Here is a 16,531-nt window from a genome sequence, read left to right on the forward strand (position 1 = left end):
GCGCAGAAGGGACCAGCATGGATTTCGACGACACCCCGGACGAGGCGGCCTGGCGCGCCGAGGTCCGCTCGTTCCTGGAGCAGCACCGCGACGGGCACCACGATCACCGGGCCTGGCAGGCCACCCTCTACGAGGCCGGCTTCGTCGGGGTGGCCTGGCCGGTGGAGGCCGGCGGGCGCGGCGGCACGCCGATGCAGCAGGCGATCGTCGACCAGGAGATGGACCGGCTCGGCCTCCCCCGCCTGATCAACCTGATCGGCATCGGCATGTGCGGGCCGACCATGATCGTGCACGGCAGCGACAGCCAGAAGCAGCGCTACCTCAAGCGGCTGCTGCGGGCCGACGACCTGTGGTGCCAGCTGTTCAGCGAGCCGGAGGCCGGCAGTGACCTGGCCGCCCTGCGTACCCGGGCCGTCCGTGACGCCGGCGGCGATTGGCGGATCACCGGGCAGAAGGTGTGGACGACCCTGGCTCACCTGGCCGACTACGGGATCCTGCTCACCCGTACCGATGCTGACGTGCCCAAACATCGCGGCCTGACGATGTTCGTCGTCGATATGAAAGCCCCCGGTGTCACGGTCCGGCCGCTGAAGCAGATGAACGGCGAGGCGCATTTCAACGAGGTGTTCTTCGACGACGTGGTGGTGGCCGACGCCGAGCGCCTCGGCGAGGTAGGCGACGGCTGGACGGTGGCGCTGACGACCCTGATGAACGAGCGGCTCTCGCTCGGCGGCGGCGGTACGGCGATCGGGTCCAAGCCGGAAACGGTGGCCCGGCACGTCGCCGAGCACATCGGCGCGCTGCCCGCCGACCGGCAGGTGCTGGCCCGCCAGGAGCTGGGCCGGGGCTACGTCGCCGCGCTCGGCGCCCGCTACACCGGTTACCGGCAGCTGTCGAAACTCAGCCGCGGCGAGTTCCCCGGCCCCGAGGCGTCGGCGGGCAAGCTGAGCGGCACCCGCTCGGCACGTGACCTGGCCGACCTCGCCGTCCGCGTCCTCGGCGCCGACGCCCGTGTCGCGGCGTCGCGCGACGGCGACGGCACCTGGCAGACCGTGCAGGCGGTGCTGCCCGGCATGGCCATCGCGGGCGGCAGCGACCAGGTGCTGCGCAACATCATCGGGGAACGTGTCCTCGGCCTGCCCGCCGAACCCCGCGCCGACAAGGGCCTCACGTTCAAGGAGAGCCTCGCGTGAACTTCGACCTGGATCAGGAGCACCTGGATCTGGCCGCCGCGGCCCGCGAATTCCTGTCGGCCTCGGCCTCACCGGCGGCGGCCCGGGCGGCGCTGGAGGGCGGCGCCGCGGCCCGGCCCGGTCGTGCGGAGCTGGTCAAGAGCGGATACGCCACCATCACGGTTCCGGAGAGTGCGAGCGGGGGCGGCGGCAGCGTGCTGCAACTCGCCGTGGTGGCCGAGCAGGCCGGCCGGGTCCTCGCCGGCCCGTCGCTGGTGACTTTCGCGCGGGCGGCCGTGCTGCTGGAGGGCGACCGCGACCGCCTGGCCGGTCTCGCCGACGGCAGCCTGGCGGTCGCGGTGATCGACGAGAGCGGGCCCGTCCTGGACGCGGCCGGCAGCGACACCTTCCTGGCCCTGCGCGACGGCGCCCTGGTCTGCGGGCCCGGCCGGGTGACCGCCCGGGAGCCGATCGACGCGACCCGCGGGCTCGGCGACGTCGACCTGGGCGAGGCGAGCGTGCTAGTTCCCGGCGCCACCGAGCTGTGGCGGCGGGCCGAGCGGGTCGGCCGTACGGTATTGGCCGCGGAAAGCCTCGGCGCCGCCGCCCAGGTCTTGGACCTCGGGGTTGCCTACGCGAAAGAGCGGCGCGCGTTCGGGCGCGCGATCGGCTCCTACCAGGCGATCAAGCACATGCTCGTCGACGTCTACGTCGAGGTGGAGCAGCTGCGGTCGCTGGTCTGGTGGGCCGCCTGGGCCGCCGACCACGCGCCCGGCGAGCTGCCCCTGGCCGCGGCCGCCGCCAAGGCCGCCGCGGCGACCACCCTCGACCACGCGGCCGAGACGGTGATCCAGGTGCACGGCGGCATCGGGTTCACCTGGGAGCACGACGCGCATCTGTACTGGCGGCGCGCCAAGGTCGATCGATTCCTGCTCGGTGACGACGTCGCGGCCTTCGACGAGGTGGCGCGGCTGGCCATGGAGGTGGCAACGCGATGAGTGATCACAACCTCGCTGTCCTCGCCGAGAAGTCCTTCGAGCGCCTCGGCGACTACGAGTCGCTGTTCTTCGAGGGCAGGTGGCTGACCTCGGCCGAGATACACCAGCGGTCGGCCCGGGTCGCCGCGGGGCTGCGCGCGCACGGGGTCCAGCCGGGCGACCGGGTGGTCGTGATGACGATGAACGCCCCCGAGGTGTTCATCTCCTACCGGGCGATCTGGCGGGCCGGCGCGGTGGTCACGCCGGTGATCTTCCTGCAGAGCGGGCCGGAGCTGCGGCACATCCTCGACGATTCCGGCGCCACCGCCGCGATCATCAGCCCGGAGCTGGCCACCCTGTTCGGCGCCGCCGCCGACGGGCTGGCGATCACCACGTTCGTCATCGGCGAGGACTCGTACACCGCCCTCGAAGCCGGCGAGCCGGCCGCGATCGAGCCGCGCGCGGACGACGACCTGGCGGCGCTGCTCTACACCGGCGGCACCACCGGGCGGGCCAAGGGCGTCATGCTCAGCCACCGCGGGCTGTGGGAGGCCGGGCGCGGCCTGGAACTGGGCTCCCGATCGGGGACCTCGACCCGGTCGCTGCTGCCGCTGCCGCTGTCGCACGCCTACGGGCTGATCGTCGCCATCGCCGGCCTGCACAGCGAGCGCAGGCTCGTCTCGGTCCTGCAGCGCTGGTTCGACGCGACCGGCTGGCTGCGGCTGGTCGCCGAGCACCGGCTGGAGACCAGCCCGGTCGTACCCACCATGCTCCAGATGCTGCTGGCCCAGCCGCTCGGTGACTACGATCTGTCCTCGCTGCAGTCCTTCGGCTCGGGCGGCGCCACCCTGCCACCCGCGATCCGCGCCGCGGCCGAGAAGACCTTCGGCGTGACCGTCCTGCAGGGCTACGGCTGCACGGAGTCCAGCGCGGTGATCTCGGCGGAGACGATGACCGAGCACCGCCCCGGCAGCGTCGGCAAGCCGCTGCCCAACGCCGAGGTCGCCATCCTCGACCTCGCCGGGAACCCCGTCGCGGCAGGCGAGGACGGCGAGATCTGCGTCCGCGGGCCGGGCGTGATGCTCGGCTACTGGAACGACCCGGAGCTGACCGCGCAGACCGTACGGGACGGGTGGCTGCACACCGGTGACATCGGCCGCCTCGACGCCGACGGCTACCTCTACGTCGTGGACCGGATGAAGGACCTGATCATCCGGGGCGGCTTCAACGTCTTCCCGCGCGACGTCGAGGACGTGCTGCTCGAGCACCCGGCGGTGCAGATCGCGGCCTGCGTGGGCCGACCGGACGCCAAGAACGGCGAAGAGGTGGTCGCCGTCGTGCAGCTCCTGCCGGGCCACCAGGTCAGCGGCGCGGACCTCGTCGAGTACACCCGGGCCCGGATGGCCAAGTACAAACACCCCCGCGAGGTCACCGTGCTGGACGCGGTCCCGCTGACCAGCGTCGGGAAGATCAACCGCAAGGCCGTACGCGATCTGGTCAGGAAGTCACGATGAGCCGCAGAATCCCGGGGATGGCCGTGATCGTCACCGGTGGCGCGCGCGGCATCGGCCGCGCCACCGCCCAGCGCCTGGCCCGGCTCGGCGCGTCCGTCGCGATCGGCGACCTCGACGCCGACCTGGCGGCCTCGACCGCCGCACCCTTCGGCGACCGGGTCGTGGCCGCCCGGCTCGACGTCACCGACCCCGCCTCGTGGCGGGACTTCCTGGCCGAGGTCGGCCACCTCGGCCCGTGGGACGCGCTGATCAACAACGCGGGCATCATGCCGCTCGGCTCCCTGCTCAAGGAACCCGACCAGATCACCCGGACGATCTTCGACGTCAACGTCTTCGGAATGATCAACGGTACGAAGGCGGTCGCTCCCGGCATGGTCGACCGCGGTCACGGCCACATCGTCAACGTGGCCTCAGCGGTGGGACGCCTCGCCGTCGCCAACGCCGCCACCTACTCGTCCTCGAAGTTCGCCGTGGTCGGCTTCAGCGAGGCCATGCGCGCCGAACTCGCACCCGCCGGCGTCGACGTCACGCTCATCCTGCCGACCGTGGTGCAGACCGAACTGTCCGCCGGCGTCCCCGACGCGAAGGGCGTCAAACGGGTCACCCCCGAGGACGTGGCCAAGGTGATCGAATCCGCCCTGCGCAAGCCGCGCGCCGAACTCTGGGTTCCGCGCTGGATCCAGGGCCCCACGAAGTTCACCCAGGCCCTCCCCCGCCGCGTCGCGGGCCTGCTCGACCGACTGTCCGACGCCGGGAAGGTCCTGAGCCAGGCCGACGAGGCCGTGCGGCAGGGGTACGAGGAGCGCGCCCGCCGCACCACCCGAAACACCCCCGAACCGAGCGACACCGACACCTGACGCGATCTTGAGCGTTTTTACACCGCGGGACGAGGCCAATTACCCAAGATCCGAAAAGCCTCCGATCGCCCGGCGATGAGCGTCAGAACGGACGGCGGCTGGGTCAGAGCGACGGTACGACGGGACGGATGGTGCCGTCGGCGTTGAACTCCATGCGGTCGATGGCGGTCTCGCGGTTGGTGCCGTCGCCGGCCGGTACGGCGAACCGGTGGTAGGCCACGTACCAGGTGTCCGTGCCGGGTGCCTGGACCACCGAATGGTGCCCGGTGCCCTTGATGCCGAGGTCGAGCCGTTTCTGGAGCACGACGCCCCGGTTCGTCCACGGTCCGAGCGGCGAGGTGCCGGTGGCGTACGCGACCTGGTAGTTCTCGCTTCTGGTGTCGTTCTGCGACCACATCAGGTAGTAGGTGCCGTTGCGCTTGAACACGAACGGCGCCTCGTTGTATCCCGGCGGAGTGATGGTGCGCACCTGGGCGGGGTCGAACGACACCATGTCGGCGTTCAGCCGCACCGCGCGGGCGACGCCCTGGCCCCAGTACAGATACGCCTGCCCGTCGCCGTCGACGAAGACCATCGGGTCGATGGCCTGGCCGCCGGAGAACTGGTCGCTGCGGACCAGGGGCCGGCCCAGCGCGTCGCGGAACGGGCCCGTCGGTGAGTCGGCCACCGCCACGCCGAGCTGCTTGGCGGTGTTACCGCTGGCCAGCCCGCCGGAGAAGTACAGGTAGTAGCGGCCGTTGCGGGTGGCGACCGCCGGCGCCCAGGCCGAGTTGTCGGCCCAGGACACGTCCGGACCGTGGTCGAGGATCACACCGTGGTCGGTCCAGTTCACCAGGTCGGTGGAGGAGAACGCCTTGTAGTAGGTGCCGCTCCAGCCCGCGTACCCGTCGGTGGTCGGGTAGAGGTAGTAGCGGCCGTTGAAGCTGGCGATGTGCGGGTCGGCGAACAGGCCGGGCAGGACCGGGTTCTTGCTGGTCCTCGGCGCCCAGGCGGTGGTGAGCCGGAACGAGCTGTCCGCCCGGAACGCGGCCGTGTCCTGGTAGGTGTCCAGCCAGAGTGTGAAGTCGCGGTGCCGGATCCGCCGGGCCGGATAGTTGTACGAGGTGAGCGACACGGACCCGGCGACCGAACCGTCCACGGCGCAGAACGTGGCGTCGCCGCGGAACGTCGGATCGCCGGTGTTGGTGTCCAGCCGCAGCCGCCAGTCCCGGTGCCGCAGGAACTGGCCGTTCTTCGCCTGGAACGAGTAGCAGGACGGCGAGGCGAGCCCGTTCACCACGGTGAAGGTGGCGTCGAGCTTGACCTGGGCCGTGCTGCTCGCCGTGACCGGGTCGAGCCGGCCCAGGGAGTCCTGGTGACGTATGTACCGGCCGGGATGGCTGACCGATTCCAGCGATCGGGCGCCGGTCGCCAGTGAGGCGGCCTGGGCCGGGGTGCCGGAGAGCACGACGACGGAACCGGTCAGCAGGATGGTCGCGCCGAGCAGGGAACGAGCACGCATCTTTACTCCTTCAGGCACCTCAGACGATTTCGGGCCTCTCAGACGACATGTCAGACGACGCGGAACGTGGCGTCCTGGCGGTCGGTGGCGCTGGAGCTCGTGGTGAGCGGGTCGATGCGCAGCACGTAGCCGGAGTGGCGCAGGTAGCGGTCCGGGACGTTGTAGGACCGGAACGACGACCAGGAGGAGTCGGCCAGGCCGGCGACCCGGGTGAAGGTCGCGTCGCCGCGGAACGCCGCGGTGTTGTCGTTGGTGTCGAGCCGGATCGCGTAGTTGCTGTGCCGCAGGTACCGGCCGGGATAGTTGATCGACTCGAACGACACACCGGCGGCGTCGGCCAGGCCGGCCACCATGCGCCACAGCTGGTCCTGGTGCGGGTCGAACGGGTAGGCGTCGATGCGGGCGATGCTGTCGGCGTGGCGCACGAACCGGTCCGGGAAGTTGTACGACTTGAGCCGTACCCAGCTCGGCAGGCCCCACCGGGCGACGAGGCCGTCGTACTCGGCGGTGGTGATCCCGACGATCGAGCCGTGCTTGCCGTTCAGCGGCGGGGTGTAGTCGCGCTGGTTCAGCTGCGTCCAGGAGCTGCCGCCGATGTTCGAGCTGGACCACGCGTAGTAGTCGTTGTTGACCGGGCTGAACGAGTCGCCCCACAGCCGCCACCCGCTGCCGGTGTTGTTCTTGATCAGCAGCGGCGCCTCGATGGCGTTACCCTGCCGCAGCCCGCTGGTGTAGTTGCTGTAGCTGTTCGGGTTGCCGGTCGAGGAACGGGCGCCGTAGATCAGGCCGTCGTTCATGTTCTTGTAGTACATGTAGAACGTCGACCCGTCGGCCACGATGTCCGCGTCCAGCACCGGGTATCCCGGGCTGAAGTAGACCTGGTTGGTGCTCACCGTCCGGAAGTCCGACGTGTAGTTGACCATGAAGACGTCGGCGCCGTTGTTGGCCGAGTAGACGATCGCGTACTCGTTGCGCGACGGCACCCAGAACGCGGTGGGCGCCCACGTGTGGGTGTTCAGGCCGTGCATCCGGACCCGGCGGTAGTTGTTGAAGCTGCGCAGGTCCGGCGAGTCCCAGACGTGCAGGTACTGGTTGTTCGTGTTGAAGATCCGGCCCTTGAGGTCGGTGGCCAGCACCACGAACGTGCCGTCCTGCTTGCGCAGGATGAACGGGTCGCGCAGCCCCTGCGTGCCTGCGGTCGGGGTGACCACCGGGTTGTTCTGGTTCAGCGGCCGCCAGTTCAGCCCGTCGGTGCTGACCGCCAGGTGCAGGGCGTAGCTGTCGCCGCTCTGGTTCGGGGTCTCCTTGAAGTAGCCGAACACGTAGGCGGCGTTGGCCGCTGACGCGGCACCCGGTGCGGCCCCTACGGCGGCCGCGGCGGCGGCCGCGGACAGGACCGGAAGCATGGTGAAGGTTCTGCGGGACATGACCACGGTGGCGGCTCTCCTCGGAGCGGGGATGGGGGATCCGATGCCGCACGAAGACATGGGGGCGCCTCGGCACCGGCATTACGTCGGGGAGATTACGAGCTTGTTACCCGGCGATGTTAGCGATAACCAACCCGGTGTCAAGGTTCGAGAAATATCAATGCCGATGGTGTTTAGCTAGTTGACATCATCGATGTGATCGATCACATCAGGCAGCATGGCCGGCTCGCTGCGCCAGCACCAGCAGGAATCCGGGCAGCAGCTCGTGGACGCGCACCCGGGCGAAGCCCGCGTCCAGCAGAAGCTTTCGGAACTGCTCCTGGGTGTGGAACGAGACCCAGCCGGGATCCGACTCGCGGGCCAGTGGCGCCGCCGACGCGGTGAACCAGGCCGGCCCGGGGTCCACCACGGCGTAGACGCCGCCGGGGCGCAGCGCGCGGTGGATGGCGGCGGCCGCGGCGGGCGGATCCGGGTAGTGATGGTGCGCCAGGCAGCAGTAGACGAGGTCGAAGGCCGCGATGAAGTCGTCCGGGAGCCGTCCGACGTCGGCCTGCGCGAAGGCGGTGTTGTCCAGGCCGGACGCCCGGGCCGATGCGCGAGCCTGGGTGACCATCTCGGCGGCCAGGTCGATGCCCACCACCTCACCGCGCGGAACCAGTCGCGCGACCTCCTTGAGCTCGCGGCCGGGGCCGCACCCGGCGTCGAGGGCGCGAGCGTCGGGCGCCACCATCGGGCGCAGGATTCGCAGGGCCTCCGCGAAGATCGGCGTGGAGAACGGCCGGACGAACGCGTCGTACACCTGCGCCATCTGCTCGAACTCGGTGACCAGGTGGCTGTGCTCGGAGTCGCTGTCCAGCAGCCGCGGCGACGGCCACTGCCGGGCGAACCGGGGACCGAGGCCGGGCGAGGGCATCGGATGCAGGTCGTCACCGCTCGGCGGCGCGACGACCGGGATCCCCCGGGCACGCAGAGCCCGTGCGGGTTCGAGGACCGCCGAGGCGTACCACCACATCATCGCGGCGAGCGTGGAGGTCGCGGCGGTGCTGGGATGGACGCCGCTCACCGGCCGCCTCCGGCCGGGTCGAGCCGCGTGCGAACCACCACCGGCACCGCCGTTCCGACCAGTTCGGGAACCAGGACCCGGCCGCTGCTCTCCGGCGCCGCTGGATCGTCGGGCACGGTGGCGGTGATGCGGACAACGGTCGTCTCACCGGGTGCCAGGGTCACGGCGGCGGGCTCGACGATCACCTGAGGGCCGGCCGTGTCCATCCGGACGTCGACCGCCGCTGTCACCGGGTGCGGCAGATGGTTCTGCACGAGCACGGCGCCCTGCACGGTGGCGCCGGGCGGCCCTTCCAGGACCACGGCCGGCAACCGGCCGGGCGGGGGCGGCTGCCGGGCCGCCCCGGGGTCCGCCGGCGGTACGACTCCGGGCACGGTGAACGACGGCAGGCGTACCGCGGGCGCGTTGTCCTTGAGCACGTTGCCGAGGTCGCGGACGTAGTCCTCGACGAGGCTGCTCCACGCCCCGTAGTAGCGCAGATTGGCGTCGATCGCCCGGCGCCAGGCGTCCTGAAGTCCCTCAGCCATCCCGTTACCTCCGGCACCCGCACGGCTGGTCGAAGTGGTCGTGCCATTCGTGCCGGGTGCCCGGGGCGTCCTCGATGTCGATGCGCCGCTCACACGAGCATCCGTCATCCTCGGCGACGACCGTCAGCCGCACGGCCGTGTCCCCGCAGCCGCGCACCCAGAGGATCAGGTCCGCGCGGTGAACCCCGTCCGGCAGGGTCACCACGGCGACCAGCTCACCGGTCTCCAGCGCGCCCAGGTTGACGCTCGAGGGATGCCCCGTTGCGAACCCGGCGTCAGGTCCGGTCGCCGCGACGAAGACCGTCCGCGTCGTGAGCCCGCCGTTGTGCACCCGGAAGCAGATCCGGGCGGTCCCGCCCCGGCCGACCTCGCAGCTGATCGGGGGCAGCTCGGTGGGCAACCAGCAGGCCGGCGGGCGCGGCTGCTCACAACGGGCCGCGGCGGCGCCCGCGCCGGCGAGGCCGCGCAGGTCGTCGTCGGCCTGCCCGGCCAGGGTCACGAGGGAGCGCGCCGCGCGCTCACCGAGGGCACGGGCTGCTCGTAGTGCCTCGGTCAGGGACGGGACGGTGGAGGTCTGCGTCATGAGGTCTGTCCCTTCGGAGTCCGCCTGCGCCGGGTGGGCTTGGGTTGGGCCGGCGGGGTGGACGGGCTCACCGACACCGGAACCCGGAGAGTGGCGATGACCCAGACACCGGAGTACCGCCGTCCCGGGACCAGCTCGGCCCGGTCGATGTCGAAGACCGCCCGCACCGTCGTGGCCGACGAGGGCTCGAGGATGCCGGCGCCGGATCGCACGCTCACCCGGACCAGCCCGCCGTGCAGCTCGGCGAGGGTGTCCGCGAAGTGTCCCAGCCGATCCAGGCCCCGGTCGCCGGTCCGCAGGCCGGCGCCGATCGCCGAGTCGACGCCGCCCTCGCGCATCAGGCCGAACCCGGAGACCTTCGCGACGTCCACCGAGGTGTTGCCCACGTTGACGATCCGCAGCGTCGCCTCGGCGGGCGCATCACCCGGTTCCAGGTCGAGCCGGGCCGGCGAACACTCGAGCTGGGTGTGCGGACCCGGCCGAACCACCGCCTCGTACCGCTGGTCGCCGACCTGCACCTGGGCCGCGACCTCGTCCGGCGGCATCGCGCCGGGCAGCACCAGCCGCACCAGGGTCTGGCCGCCCGCCGGCGCGGTGAGCGCCCGGACCTGCTGGTAGCCGTCATCCGAGGCGAGCAGGACGCGGATGTCGCGACGGTTCGCCGGGTCGACCGGGACGAAACCCTCCACCAACTCGGGAGGTCCCGCGAAGACGACGCGGTCGTCGTCCGTGGTCACCGGTCAGCCCTCGCGCTGCGGCAGCGGCCTGAGATCCGGTCCGGTCTCCGGGCGGCCGGGTCGCTCGCACGGGCCGGGCACATAGGGCTCGGTGATCATCTGGGCCTCGCCGCGCAGCCGGACGGCCATCAGCTCCATCCCCAGCACACACACGCCCAGCACGAAGTCGGCCGGCAGGTGGGTCCGGGTGTCGGGGAGCCGGTCGATGCGCATCGTCACGTCGACGGGGGCGAGGGTGATCCGGGCATCCACCGGGTTCAACGTCACCGGATCGATGCCGAGCTGAATCTTCGGCAGGCTGTTGATGTCGATATCGATGTCGAAGTTGTCCGGGACCCCGTCCACGGTGACCGGTCCGATCGGGCCCGCGATCTTGGTGACGAACGGTTGCGGAATATCAACGCCCATAACACATCCCCTGACGGTTCGGTGTCCCGGCGTATGGTCTCACGTCAATTCTTGATCACGTCGGTGTCGGATCTGTCATTTCTCTGATTCACCGCATGAGCGCGATAGGCGGAGTATTCACCGACGTACTGTTCGGACAATTCCCGCAGTGCCGGTATTCGGGTCGCGGCATCGATGAGGATCTCGACAGCGAGGAACATGGCGTTCACCGCCTCGGCGGATCCCCGCACCTCGATCATCCCGTCCACAACGGCATCGGTGGCATCGAGCGCACCGGCCAGCACGGCGAGCACCACCGCGTGCCTGGTCCAGCCCGTACCCTCCACCTGCTCGCCGTCACCGGCGCCGGCGACGAATTCCCCGCCGGGTTCGAAACGGACCGTCACGGTCTCGCCCTCGAGGCCGACACGGGCCCGCCGGACACCGACGATCGTGCGCAGCCGGGCCAGCGCCGCGGGGTCACCGTCACCCAGTCGCGACACCAGCTCCCGGACATACCAGGCCAGCGGCTCGCTCACGAGAGGAACTCGACAATGCCCAAACCTTCAAATGATCGGGTACGGCCGGAGACCCGGGCCTGCGCCGCGAAGTGACCGCTCAGCTCGTGCAGGAACGAGTAACCGGCTCGGACCGGGTCGGCCAGAATCAGCTGGGCCACGGCACGGCAGGTGAACTCCAGCTCCACCAGGTCGTCACCGGACCGGGCGGTCAGGCTCAGCGTCCCCGGCAGCCGCGGCCGGCGCCGGTCCGCGTGCAGGGCCGCCAGCGCGCCCGGCAGCCGGCACACCGGGGCCGGAGCGGCGGAACCCCGGACCACCCGCACCCGAGCACCACCGAATCGACGGCGTTCCCCGTCGACGTCGAGGACCACGGTGAACGGCGCGGCGTCCCGGTGCGATCGGGTTGTCGTCCTGGCGAGCACCACGCCGGCGCCCGAGCCGGAACCGGGTCCCGCCATGAAGGTGCCCCACTCCCAGCCGATGTCGTCACCCCAGTGCCAGCGGCCCCATGTGTGGTCGTGGTAGGCGTCGAAGGGGCCCGGGTGGCGGGTGCCCCCGGCATCGATCCAGCCGTCCGCCCGCATCCGCGGTACGAGACGCCACCCGATCCAGCCCGTGCCGAAGGCCCGCGTCGTGGGGATCTGCTCCGCCTCGACAGCCGGAGCGGCGGTGACGCGCACCCGCGTCACGTCACCGGTGACCCCGGCCACCACGGTGTCGCCGACCATGGCGATCGACGACGTCCGCGTCGACAGCCCGGTGAGCGAGACGGCGGCCTGCGCCCACGACGCCGACGTGATGTCGCCTGCCCAGCCGCCGTACCCGGCGTCGAACAGAGCGGCCGTGACGACCTGGGTCTCCGGGCTTCCCGGCCGGCCGTGTATCGAGATGTTGACCAGCCCGACCGTGTCGCGCTCGTGGTCGAACAGGTTGAGGTGCAGCCAGTCCTTGTACGCCGCGGCCGCCGGATCGCCGGCCGCCGGCGGGCGCAGGACGTCGGGCGGGATCACCGCAGTATCGCGCCGGACCGGTCACCGGGGGCGGTCGCCCCGTCCGGTACGCCGTCCGGATGCTGCTGTCCGGACGCCGCCAGGTGCTCCACCCCGGTGACCACCAGCCGAGAGAGGGCCCACATGCCGGTCAGGAAGTCGGCGAACGTGGCGTCCTCGGGCCGGGCCGCGCCGGCCACACCGACCGGTTCCGCCGGAGCCGCCGGCAGGTCCAGCACGCGCCCCAGGTCGTCGGCGGCGAGCAGGGCGATGTCGTTCTGCAACTGCTGGAGCACCGGTGCCGGCGGCAACGACCCCAGCCACTCGTCCAGATGCAGCCGCTGCCAGATCGCGTCGCCGTTCGCACCTGCCACGCTGGTCTCGATCGCCCGGCGCATCTGGGCACCCTCGGCGCTGCGCGCGACAGCCCGCCCGAGGGCCGCGTAACCGGCGGCGATCGAGCCGATGACGTCGCTTCCCGAGGCCAGCGGCAGCGTGGCCAGCCGGGCCGTGAGAGAGGCCAGCAGGGTGACGGTCGTCCGGCCCTGCTCGCCGGGCACGTCGACGAGCCGCACGTCGGGCTCGCTCATCGGTCCCCCTCCGGCGCCTGCTCGGCCGCGGCACCGACCGTGATCTGCAACGGCATCGGGTCGGGCAGGAAACCCTGCAGGATGATGGACCCCCGGAACACACCGGGCGGCAGCTCGGCGGGAAGCTCCACGCTCATCGACACGGTGACGACGTCCTGCGGCGCCAGCACGAGCGCGGCCGGGCTCGGCTCCGCCCTCGGGTACCACGTCCAGCCCTCGTCGTTGATCATGAGGCTGATCGCCGGCACGACGGTCGTGTGGACCCGTTGCCGGTTCTCGACGGAGAACTTCACATCGACGCGACTCCCGGGCAGGCCGGAGACGCGCACCTGAACGCCGGCCGTCTGGACCACCGTGCCCGGTGCCCGCGGGCTGAAGGCGGCCTGCACTCCCCGCAGATACCTCAGCGTCTCCTCGGTCAGCCGAGCCTGGTACTCCGACTGCAGGCGGACCAGATCGTCCCAGCCACTGTCCCCGCCGGCCTCGTGGTTACTGATCCGCATACGCTCAACCCCGCCTATTTGATCCGGTCGATGACGTAGGTCAACATTTCCTGCAGGAAACGGCGGTCCGTGCCGTCCACGGTGAACACGTTCATCTGCGCGTACGCCTCCAGGGCGCGCTCGCAGTACTCGTTGGCCAGCCTGCGGCCGTGCTCGATCGAGCCCGCCTCGTGCATGGCGGCGTGCAGCCAGGACACCTCGGCGGCGTCCTTGTCCCTGCGTTCGGTGTTCAGGACGGCGAGCGCCCGGTCGCGCACCGGCGCGGAAGCGCCGCGGATGAAATGATTCAACATCACGGTCCGCTTGCCCTCCCACAGGTCACCGGCGGCCTCCTTGCCGTAGACGCCGGGGTCGCCGACCAGGTTCAGCAGGTCGTCCTGGATCTGGAAGGCGATCCCGGCCAGGAAACCGACACCGATCAGCGGCTCCAGCTCGGTGTCGGTGGGTGCACCCACCCCCGGCACGCTGCCCGCGATGACACCGAGTCGCAGCGGCGCTATGACCGTGTACCAGCAGGTCTTCTTGTGGGCCATACGGGCGTAGTCGTCGTCGCTGAGGTCGTAGTGGCGAAGGCGGATCCACTCCAGCTCGATCGCCTGGCCCTCCACCGACTCGCGGGCCATCCGCTCGATCTCCCGGATCGTCAGCAGCGCCTTGCGTACGCCCAGCACCTCGAGGTTGTCCAGCAGCATGGCGATCGCCAGCACGTTGGTGGCGTCACCGACGTTGACGGCGGACGGAACGCCGAACTGCTCGGGCAGCGTCACCAGCCCCCGGCGCAGCTCGGAGCCGTCCTCGATGTCGTCGTGCACCAGGAAGGCGTTGTGGAACAGTTCGACGGCCGTCGCCGAGACGATCGCCTGTTCCGTCCATCCGCCGACGCTGCGGCAGGCGGACAGCAGGATGGCCGGCCGCAGTCCCTTGCCCTCCCGGAACGGGTAGACCTCGAGCTGGTCGTAGAGGGGGGCATACCCGGTGCGGCGCCGGTCGGCGATGGCGCGGCGGATCTCGCCGAGCACCAGGCTCCGCGCCTCGTCGAGCAACCGGGCCACGAGAGCGGCGTCGTGTGCCACCGGCGAATCATCACACACGGCTGCCGGGCCAGTCACTGTCGGAAACCGGCTCGGCAGCCATCGTCGCCGGGGCCGCAGCCATCGTTGCCGGGAGCGGCCGCCATCGTTGCCGGGGGTGGCCGCCGGATCGCCGTGGAGGGTCCTCCCTTGCCGCGTGCGCGCCTGTCCCGCTCGGTCCTGTCCCGCTCGGTCCTGTCACGCTCGGTCCTGTCACGCTGGTACTCGCTCGCCGGCCCGAAAGCCGTCGGAACAACCACGAGGAGTCGCCATGACCGTGCCCGCAGAGATCGCCGCGAGCAAGCAGATAAGCCTGACCACCTACCGCAAAGACGGCACACCGGTGTCGACGCCGGTCTGGCACGTGGCCGAGGGCAACACCGTGACCACCGTGTCGGCCGCCGACGCCTGGAAGGTCAAGCGGATCCGCCGGAACCCCGAGGTGGAGGTCGTCGCCTGCGACATCCGGGGTAAGGTCGCGCCGGACGCCACGCCGGTCCGGGGCACCGCCACACTGCTTCCGCCCTCCGAGACCGACACCGCACGCCGCCTCCTGGAGAGCCGCTACTTCTCCGCCCGCATCGGTGGCGGGCTCTCCCGACTGCTCCGCATCAAGCGCCCGCCCGGCATCGGCATCGTCATCACCCTCTGAAAGCCCCGTCGACAACCGTGCCGCACGGAGACCCCGCTCAGCGCCAGCCGAACCCACCAGCTGGCGCTCAGAGGTGCTCCGCGCCGCTCAACACACCACTCACGCCCAGCCGAGCCCACCAGCTGGCGCCCAGCGGTGCCGCCGGGGGTCAGACCGGCTCTTCGATCCGGGTGCCGGTGCCGGTGCGGGTGCCGGTGCGGTTGAGGGCCGGTGCCGCGGCCGCTGCGATCGCCAGCAGCGCCAGGACGACGATCATCGCCGCGCGCAGGCCGAAGTGTTCGCCGAGGAAGCCGAGGGCCGGCGGCCCGACCAGGAAGGCCACATATCCGACGGTCGCGACCAGGGAGACGCGTGCGGCCGGGTTCTCGCCGGAGTCGCCGGCGGCGGAGAGCGCCACCGGAAAGCCGAGAGCCGCGCCGAGGCCCCAGAGCAGCACCGCGGCCGCCGCCACGACCTGGCTGTCGACGAAGACGACGAGGGCGACGCCGACCCCGCCGATGATCGCGCTCGCGCCGAGGACCTTGGCGCGGCCGTAGCGGTTCAGGAACCGGTCGCCGGTGAACCGGCCGATCGTCATGGCGGCGGCGAAGACCACGTAGACGGCGGAGCCCAGGGCGGGATCGAACCCGTGGCCGTCGACCATGATCAGGGGGAGCCAGTCGTTCGCCGCGCCCTCGGCGAGGGCCATGGCGAGCACGACCACACCGATGAGCAGCAGCCGCGAGTCGCGCCAGACCGGCTCGCTCGGCGCCGCCGAGCGGGTGGCCCGGGTCGCACGGCCCAGGCCGGCGGGCAGACGGCCGACGGCGAACACCGCCACCGGGACGCTGATCAGGCCGATGACCAGCAGGTGCCAGGTCACCGGGAACGCCACGGCGGTCAGGACCATGCCGGCGATCGCCCCGGCGACGGTGCCGAGGCTGAAGAAGCCGTGCATGGTGGGCAGCACCGGACGGCCGATGAGGCGTTCCACGTCGGCGCCCTCGATGTTCATGGCCACCTCGCCGCCGCCCATGCCGAAGCCGAACAGGAACAGCCCGGCCGCCACCACCGGGCTCTGCGACAGGGCCGCGCCCAGGCCGATCACCGAGATGCTGAGGGTGGAGGTGACGATGCCGGCGGTCACGACCGGGCGCGTACCGAAGCGGCTGACGAGCGCGCCGGAGCCGAGGATGCCGATCATCGAGCCGGCCGAGAGGCCGAACAGCACCAGGCCCATCTCGGCGGTGGAGGCGCCGAGCAGGTCGCGGATGTCGGGGGTGCGGGTCACCCAGGACGAGATGCCGAGGCCGGGCAGGAAGAAGAGCGCGAAGAGCGCGAGCCTGCGGCGCGCGGTGGTCTGATCCATGGTTCCCTCTCGTCGTGCGTACAAACGTACGCACGACCGGGGCCCTCCTGGAACGGACCGGACCGCCGGGCGAGCAGGATCACATCCGGGGGCAGGGTCCTAGATCTGATAAC

Annotated in this window: 18 protein-coding genes; 5 read left to right on the forward strand and 13 right to left on the reverse strand. The window is 71.2% G+C overall.

Features of this window, described 5'->3' with window-relative positions:
• Window positions 1-17 precede the first annotated feature (17 nt).
• From ACFQV6_RS19340 to ACFQV6_RS19355, 4 genes are read left to right on the forward strand one after another with little or no spacing between them, the layout of a single operon-like run.
• The gene (locus tag ACFQV6_RS19340; protein ID WP_378028903.1) at window positions 18-1,193 is read left to right on the forward strand and encodes an acyl-CoA dehydrogenase family protein; all 1,176 of its coding nucleotides are present in this window, start codon (window positions 18-20) and stop codon (window positions 1,191-1,193) included.
• On the forward strand, window positions 1,190-2,170 hold the full coding sequence (locus tag ACFQV6_RS19345; RefSeq protein ID WP_378028904.1) for an acyl-CoA dehydrogenase family protein: 981 nt from the start codon (window positions 1,190-1,192) through the stop codon (window positions 2,168-2,170). The genes ACFQV6_RS19340 and ACFQV6_RS19345 overlap by 4 nt, the downstream gene beginning before the upstream one ends.
• Window positions 2,167-3,663 (forward strand): class I adenylate-forming enzyme family protein, encoded by a 1,497-nt coding sequence (locus tag ACFQV6_RS19350; protein ID WP_378028905.1) that lies wholly within the window; start codon window positions 2,167-2,169, stop codon window positions 3,661-3,663. The genes ACFQV6_RS19345 and ACFQV6_RS19350 overlap by 4 nt, the downstream gene beginning before the upstream one ends.
• Entirely contained in the window at window positions 3,660-4,520 is an 861-nt protein-coding gene (locus ACFQV6_RS19355) for an SDR family oxidoreductase (RefSeq protein ID WP_378028906.1), read from the forward strand. Before ACFQV6_RS19350 ends, ACFQV6_RS19355 begins: the two co-directional genes overlap by 4 nt.
• A 103-nt stretch (window positions 4,521-4,623) precedes the next feature.
• Here ACFQV6_RS19355 and ACFQV6_RS19360 read toward each other — a convergent pair whose 3' ends face one another.
• The 12 genes from ACFQV6_RS19360 to ACFQV6_RS19415 form a co-directional block, all read right to left on the reverse strand.
• On the reverse strand, window positions 4,624-6,021 hold the full coding sequence (locus ACFQV6_RS19360) for a family 43 glycosylhydrolase (protein ID WP_378028907.1): 1,398 nt from the start codon (window positions 6,019-6,021) through the stop codon (window positions 4,624-4,626).
• A gap of 50 nt (window positions 6,022-6,071) precedes the next feature.
• Window positions 6,072-7,448: a glycoside hydrolase family 43 protein gene (locus tag ACFQV6_RS19365; protein ID WP_378028908.1), complete on the reverse strand. Its 1,377-nt coding sequence runs from the start codon at window positions 7,446-7,448 to the stop codon at window positions 6,072-6,074.
• A 208-nt stretch (window positions 7,449-7,656) separates the two neighbouring features.
• Window positions 7,657-8,511 (reverse strand): class I SAM-dependent methyltransferase, encoded by an 855-nt coding sequence (locus ACFQV6_RS19370; protein WP_378028909.1) that lies wholly within the window; start codon window positions 8,509-8,511, stop codon window positions 7,657-7,659.
• Window positions 8,508-9,038, reverse strand: a complete 531-nt coding sequence (locus tag ACFQV6_RS19375) for a hypothetical protein (RefSeq protein ID WP_378028910.1) — start codon at window positions 9,036-9,038, stop codon at window positions 8,508-8,510. The genes ACFQV6_RS19370 and ACFQV6_RS19375 overlap by 4 nt, the downstream gene beginning before the upstream one ends.
• A gap of 4 nt (window positions 9,039-9,042) precedes the next feature.
• Window positions 9,043-9,621 carry a hypothetical protein gene (locus tag ACFQV6_RS19380; protein WP_378028911.1) on the reverse strand — a complete coding sequence of 193 codons (579 nt, stop codon included), beginning with the start codon at window positions 9,619-9,621 and terminating at the stop codon, window positions 9,043-9,045.
• Window positions 9,618-10,358, reverse strand: coding sequence for a hypothetical protein (locus tag ACFQV6_RS19385; RefSeq protein WP_378028912.1), 741 nt, complete (start codon window positions 10,356-10,358; stop codon window positions 9,618-9,620). Before ACFQV6_RS19385 ends, ACFQV6_RS19380 begins: the two co-directional genes overlap by 4 nt.
• Window positions 10,359-10,361: 3 nt before the next feature.
• Window positions 10,362-10,766 (reverse strand): hypothetical protein, encoded by a 405-nt coding sequence (locus tag ACFQV6_RS19390; RefSeq protein WP_378028913.1) that lies wholly within the window; start codon window positions 10,764-10,766, stop codon window positions 10,362-10,364.
• Window positions 10,767-10,810: 44 nt separating this feature from the next.
• Window positions 10,811-11,284: a hypothetical protein gene (locus tag ACFQV6_RS19395; RefSeq protein WP_378028914.1), complete on the reverse strand. Its 474-nt coding sequence runs from the start codon at window positions 11,282-11,284 to the stop codon at window positions 10,811-10,813.
• Window positions 11,281-12,276 (reverse strand): hypothetical protein, encoded by a 996-nt coding sequence (locus ACFQV6_RS19400; protein WP_378028915.1) that lies wholly within the window; start codon window positions 12,274-12,276, stop codon window positions 11,281-11,283. The genes ACFQV6_RS19395 and ACFQV6_RS19400 overlap by 4 nt, the downstream gene beginning before the upstream one ends.
• The gene (locus ACFQV6_RS19405) at window positions 12,273-12,845 is read right to left on the reverse strand and encodes a hypothetical protein (protein WP_378028916.1); all 573 of its coding nucleotides are present in this window, start codon (window positions 12,843-12,845) and stop codon (window positions 12,273-12,275) included. Before ACFQV6_RS19405 ends, ACFQV6_RS19400 begins: the two co-directional genes overlap by 4 nt.
• A complete protein-coding gene (locus tag ACFQV6_RS19410; RefSeq protein WP_378028917.1) occupies window positions 12,842-13,348 on the reverse strand; it encodes a hypothetical protein in 507 nt (168 codons plus the stop codon). The genes ACFQV6_RS19405 and ACFQV6_RS19410 overlap by 4 nt, the downstream gene beginning before the upstream one ends.
• A gap of 14 nt (window positions 13,349-13,362) precedes the next feature.
• Window positions 13,363-14,421 carry a polyprenyl synthetase family protein gene (locus ACFQV6_RS19415; RefSeq protein WP_378028918.1) on the reverse strand — a complete coding sequence of 353 codons (1,059 nt, stop codon included), beginning with the start codon at window positions 14,419-14,421 and terminating at the stop codon, window positions 13,363-13,365.
• 268 nt (window positions 14,422-14,689) lie between these two features.
• Between ACFQV6_RS19415 and ACFQV6_RS19420 the strand changes: the two genes are divergently transcribed.
• The gene (locus ACFQV6_RS19420) at window positions 14,690-15,070 is read left to right on the forward strand and encodes a PPOX class F420-dependent oxidoreductase (protein WP_378028919.1); all 381 of its coding nucleotides are present in this window, start codon (window positions 14,690-14,692) and stop codon (window positions 15,068-15,070) included.
• Between the two features lie 148 nt (window positions 15,071-15,218).
• Here ACFQV6_RS19420 and ACFQV6_RS19425 read toward each other — a convergent pair whose 3' ends face one another.
• Window positions 15,219-16,418 (reverse strand): MFS transporter, encoded by a 1,200-nt coding sequence (locus ACFQV6_RS19425; protein ID WP_378028920.1) that lies wholly within the window; start codon window positions 16,416-16,418, stop codon window positions 15,219-15,221.
• Between the last annotated feature and the right edge of the window lie 113 nt (window positions 16,419-16,531).

The sequence above is a fragment of the Actinoplanes sp. GCM10030250 genome, assembly GCF_042666575.1.
In the GTDB taxonomy this organism is placed as follows: domain Bacteria; phylum Actinomycetota; class Actinomycetes; order Mycobacteriales; family Micromonosporaceae; genus Actinoplanes.

Bases quoted from the DNA above. Each gene is read 5' to 3' on its own strand.
- ACFQV6_RS19340 (WP_378028903.1), top strand. From the start codon at position 18: ATGGATTTCGACGACACCCCGGACGAGGCGGCCTGGCGCGCCGAGGTC.
- ACFQV6_RS19350 (WP_378028905.1), top strand. From the start codon at position 2,167: ATGAGTGATCACAACCTCGCTGTCCTCGCCGAGAAGTCCTTCGAGCGC.
- ACFQV6_RS19355 (WP_378028906.1), top strand. From the start codon at position 3,660: ATGAGCCGCAGAATCCCGGGGATGGCCGTGATCGTCACCGGTGGCGCG.
- ACFQV6_RS19360 (WP_378028907.1), bottom strand. From the start codon at position 6,021: ATGCGTGCTCGTTCCCTGCTCGGCGCGACCATCCTGCTGACCGGTTCC.
- ACFQV6_RS19365 (WP_378028908.1), bottom strand. From the start codon at position 7,448: ATGTCCCGCAGAACCTTCACCATGCTTCCGGTCCTGTCCGCGGCCGCC.
- ACFQV6_RS19375 (WP_378028910.1), bottom strand. From the start codon at position 9,038: ATGGCTGAGGGACTTCAGGACGCCTGGCGCCGGGCGATCGACGCCAAT.
- ACFQV6_RS19380 (WP_378028911.1), bottom strand. From the start codon at position 9,621: ATGACGCAGACCTCCACCGTCCCGTCCCTGACCGAGGCACTACGAGCA.
- ACFQV6_RS19390 (WP_378028913.1), bottom strand. From the start codon at position 10,766: ATGGGCGTTGATATTCCGCAACCGTTCGTCACCAAGATCGCGGGCCCG.
- ACFQV6_RS19405 (WP_378028916.1), bottom strand. From the start codon at position 12,845: ATGAGCGAGCCCGACGTGCGGCTCGTCGACGTGCCCGGCGAGCAGGGC.
- ACFQV6_RS19410 (WP_378028917.1), bottom strand. From the start codon at position 13,348: ATGCGGATCAGTAACCACGAGGCCGGCGGGGACAGTGGCTGGGACGAT.
- ACFQV6_RS19420 (WP_378028919.1), top strand. From the start codon at position 14,690: ATGACCGTGCCCGCAGAGATCGCCGCGAGCAAGCAGATAAGCCTGACC.
- ACFQV6_RS19425 (WP_378028920.1), bottom strand. From the start codon at position 16,418: ATGGATCAGACCACCGCGCGCCGCAGGCTCGCGCTCTTCGCGCTCTTC.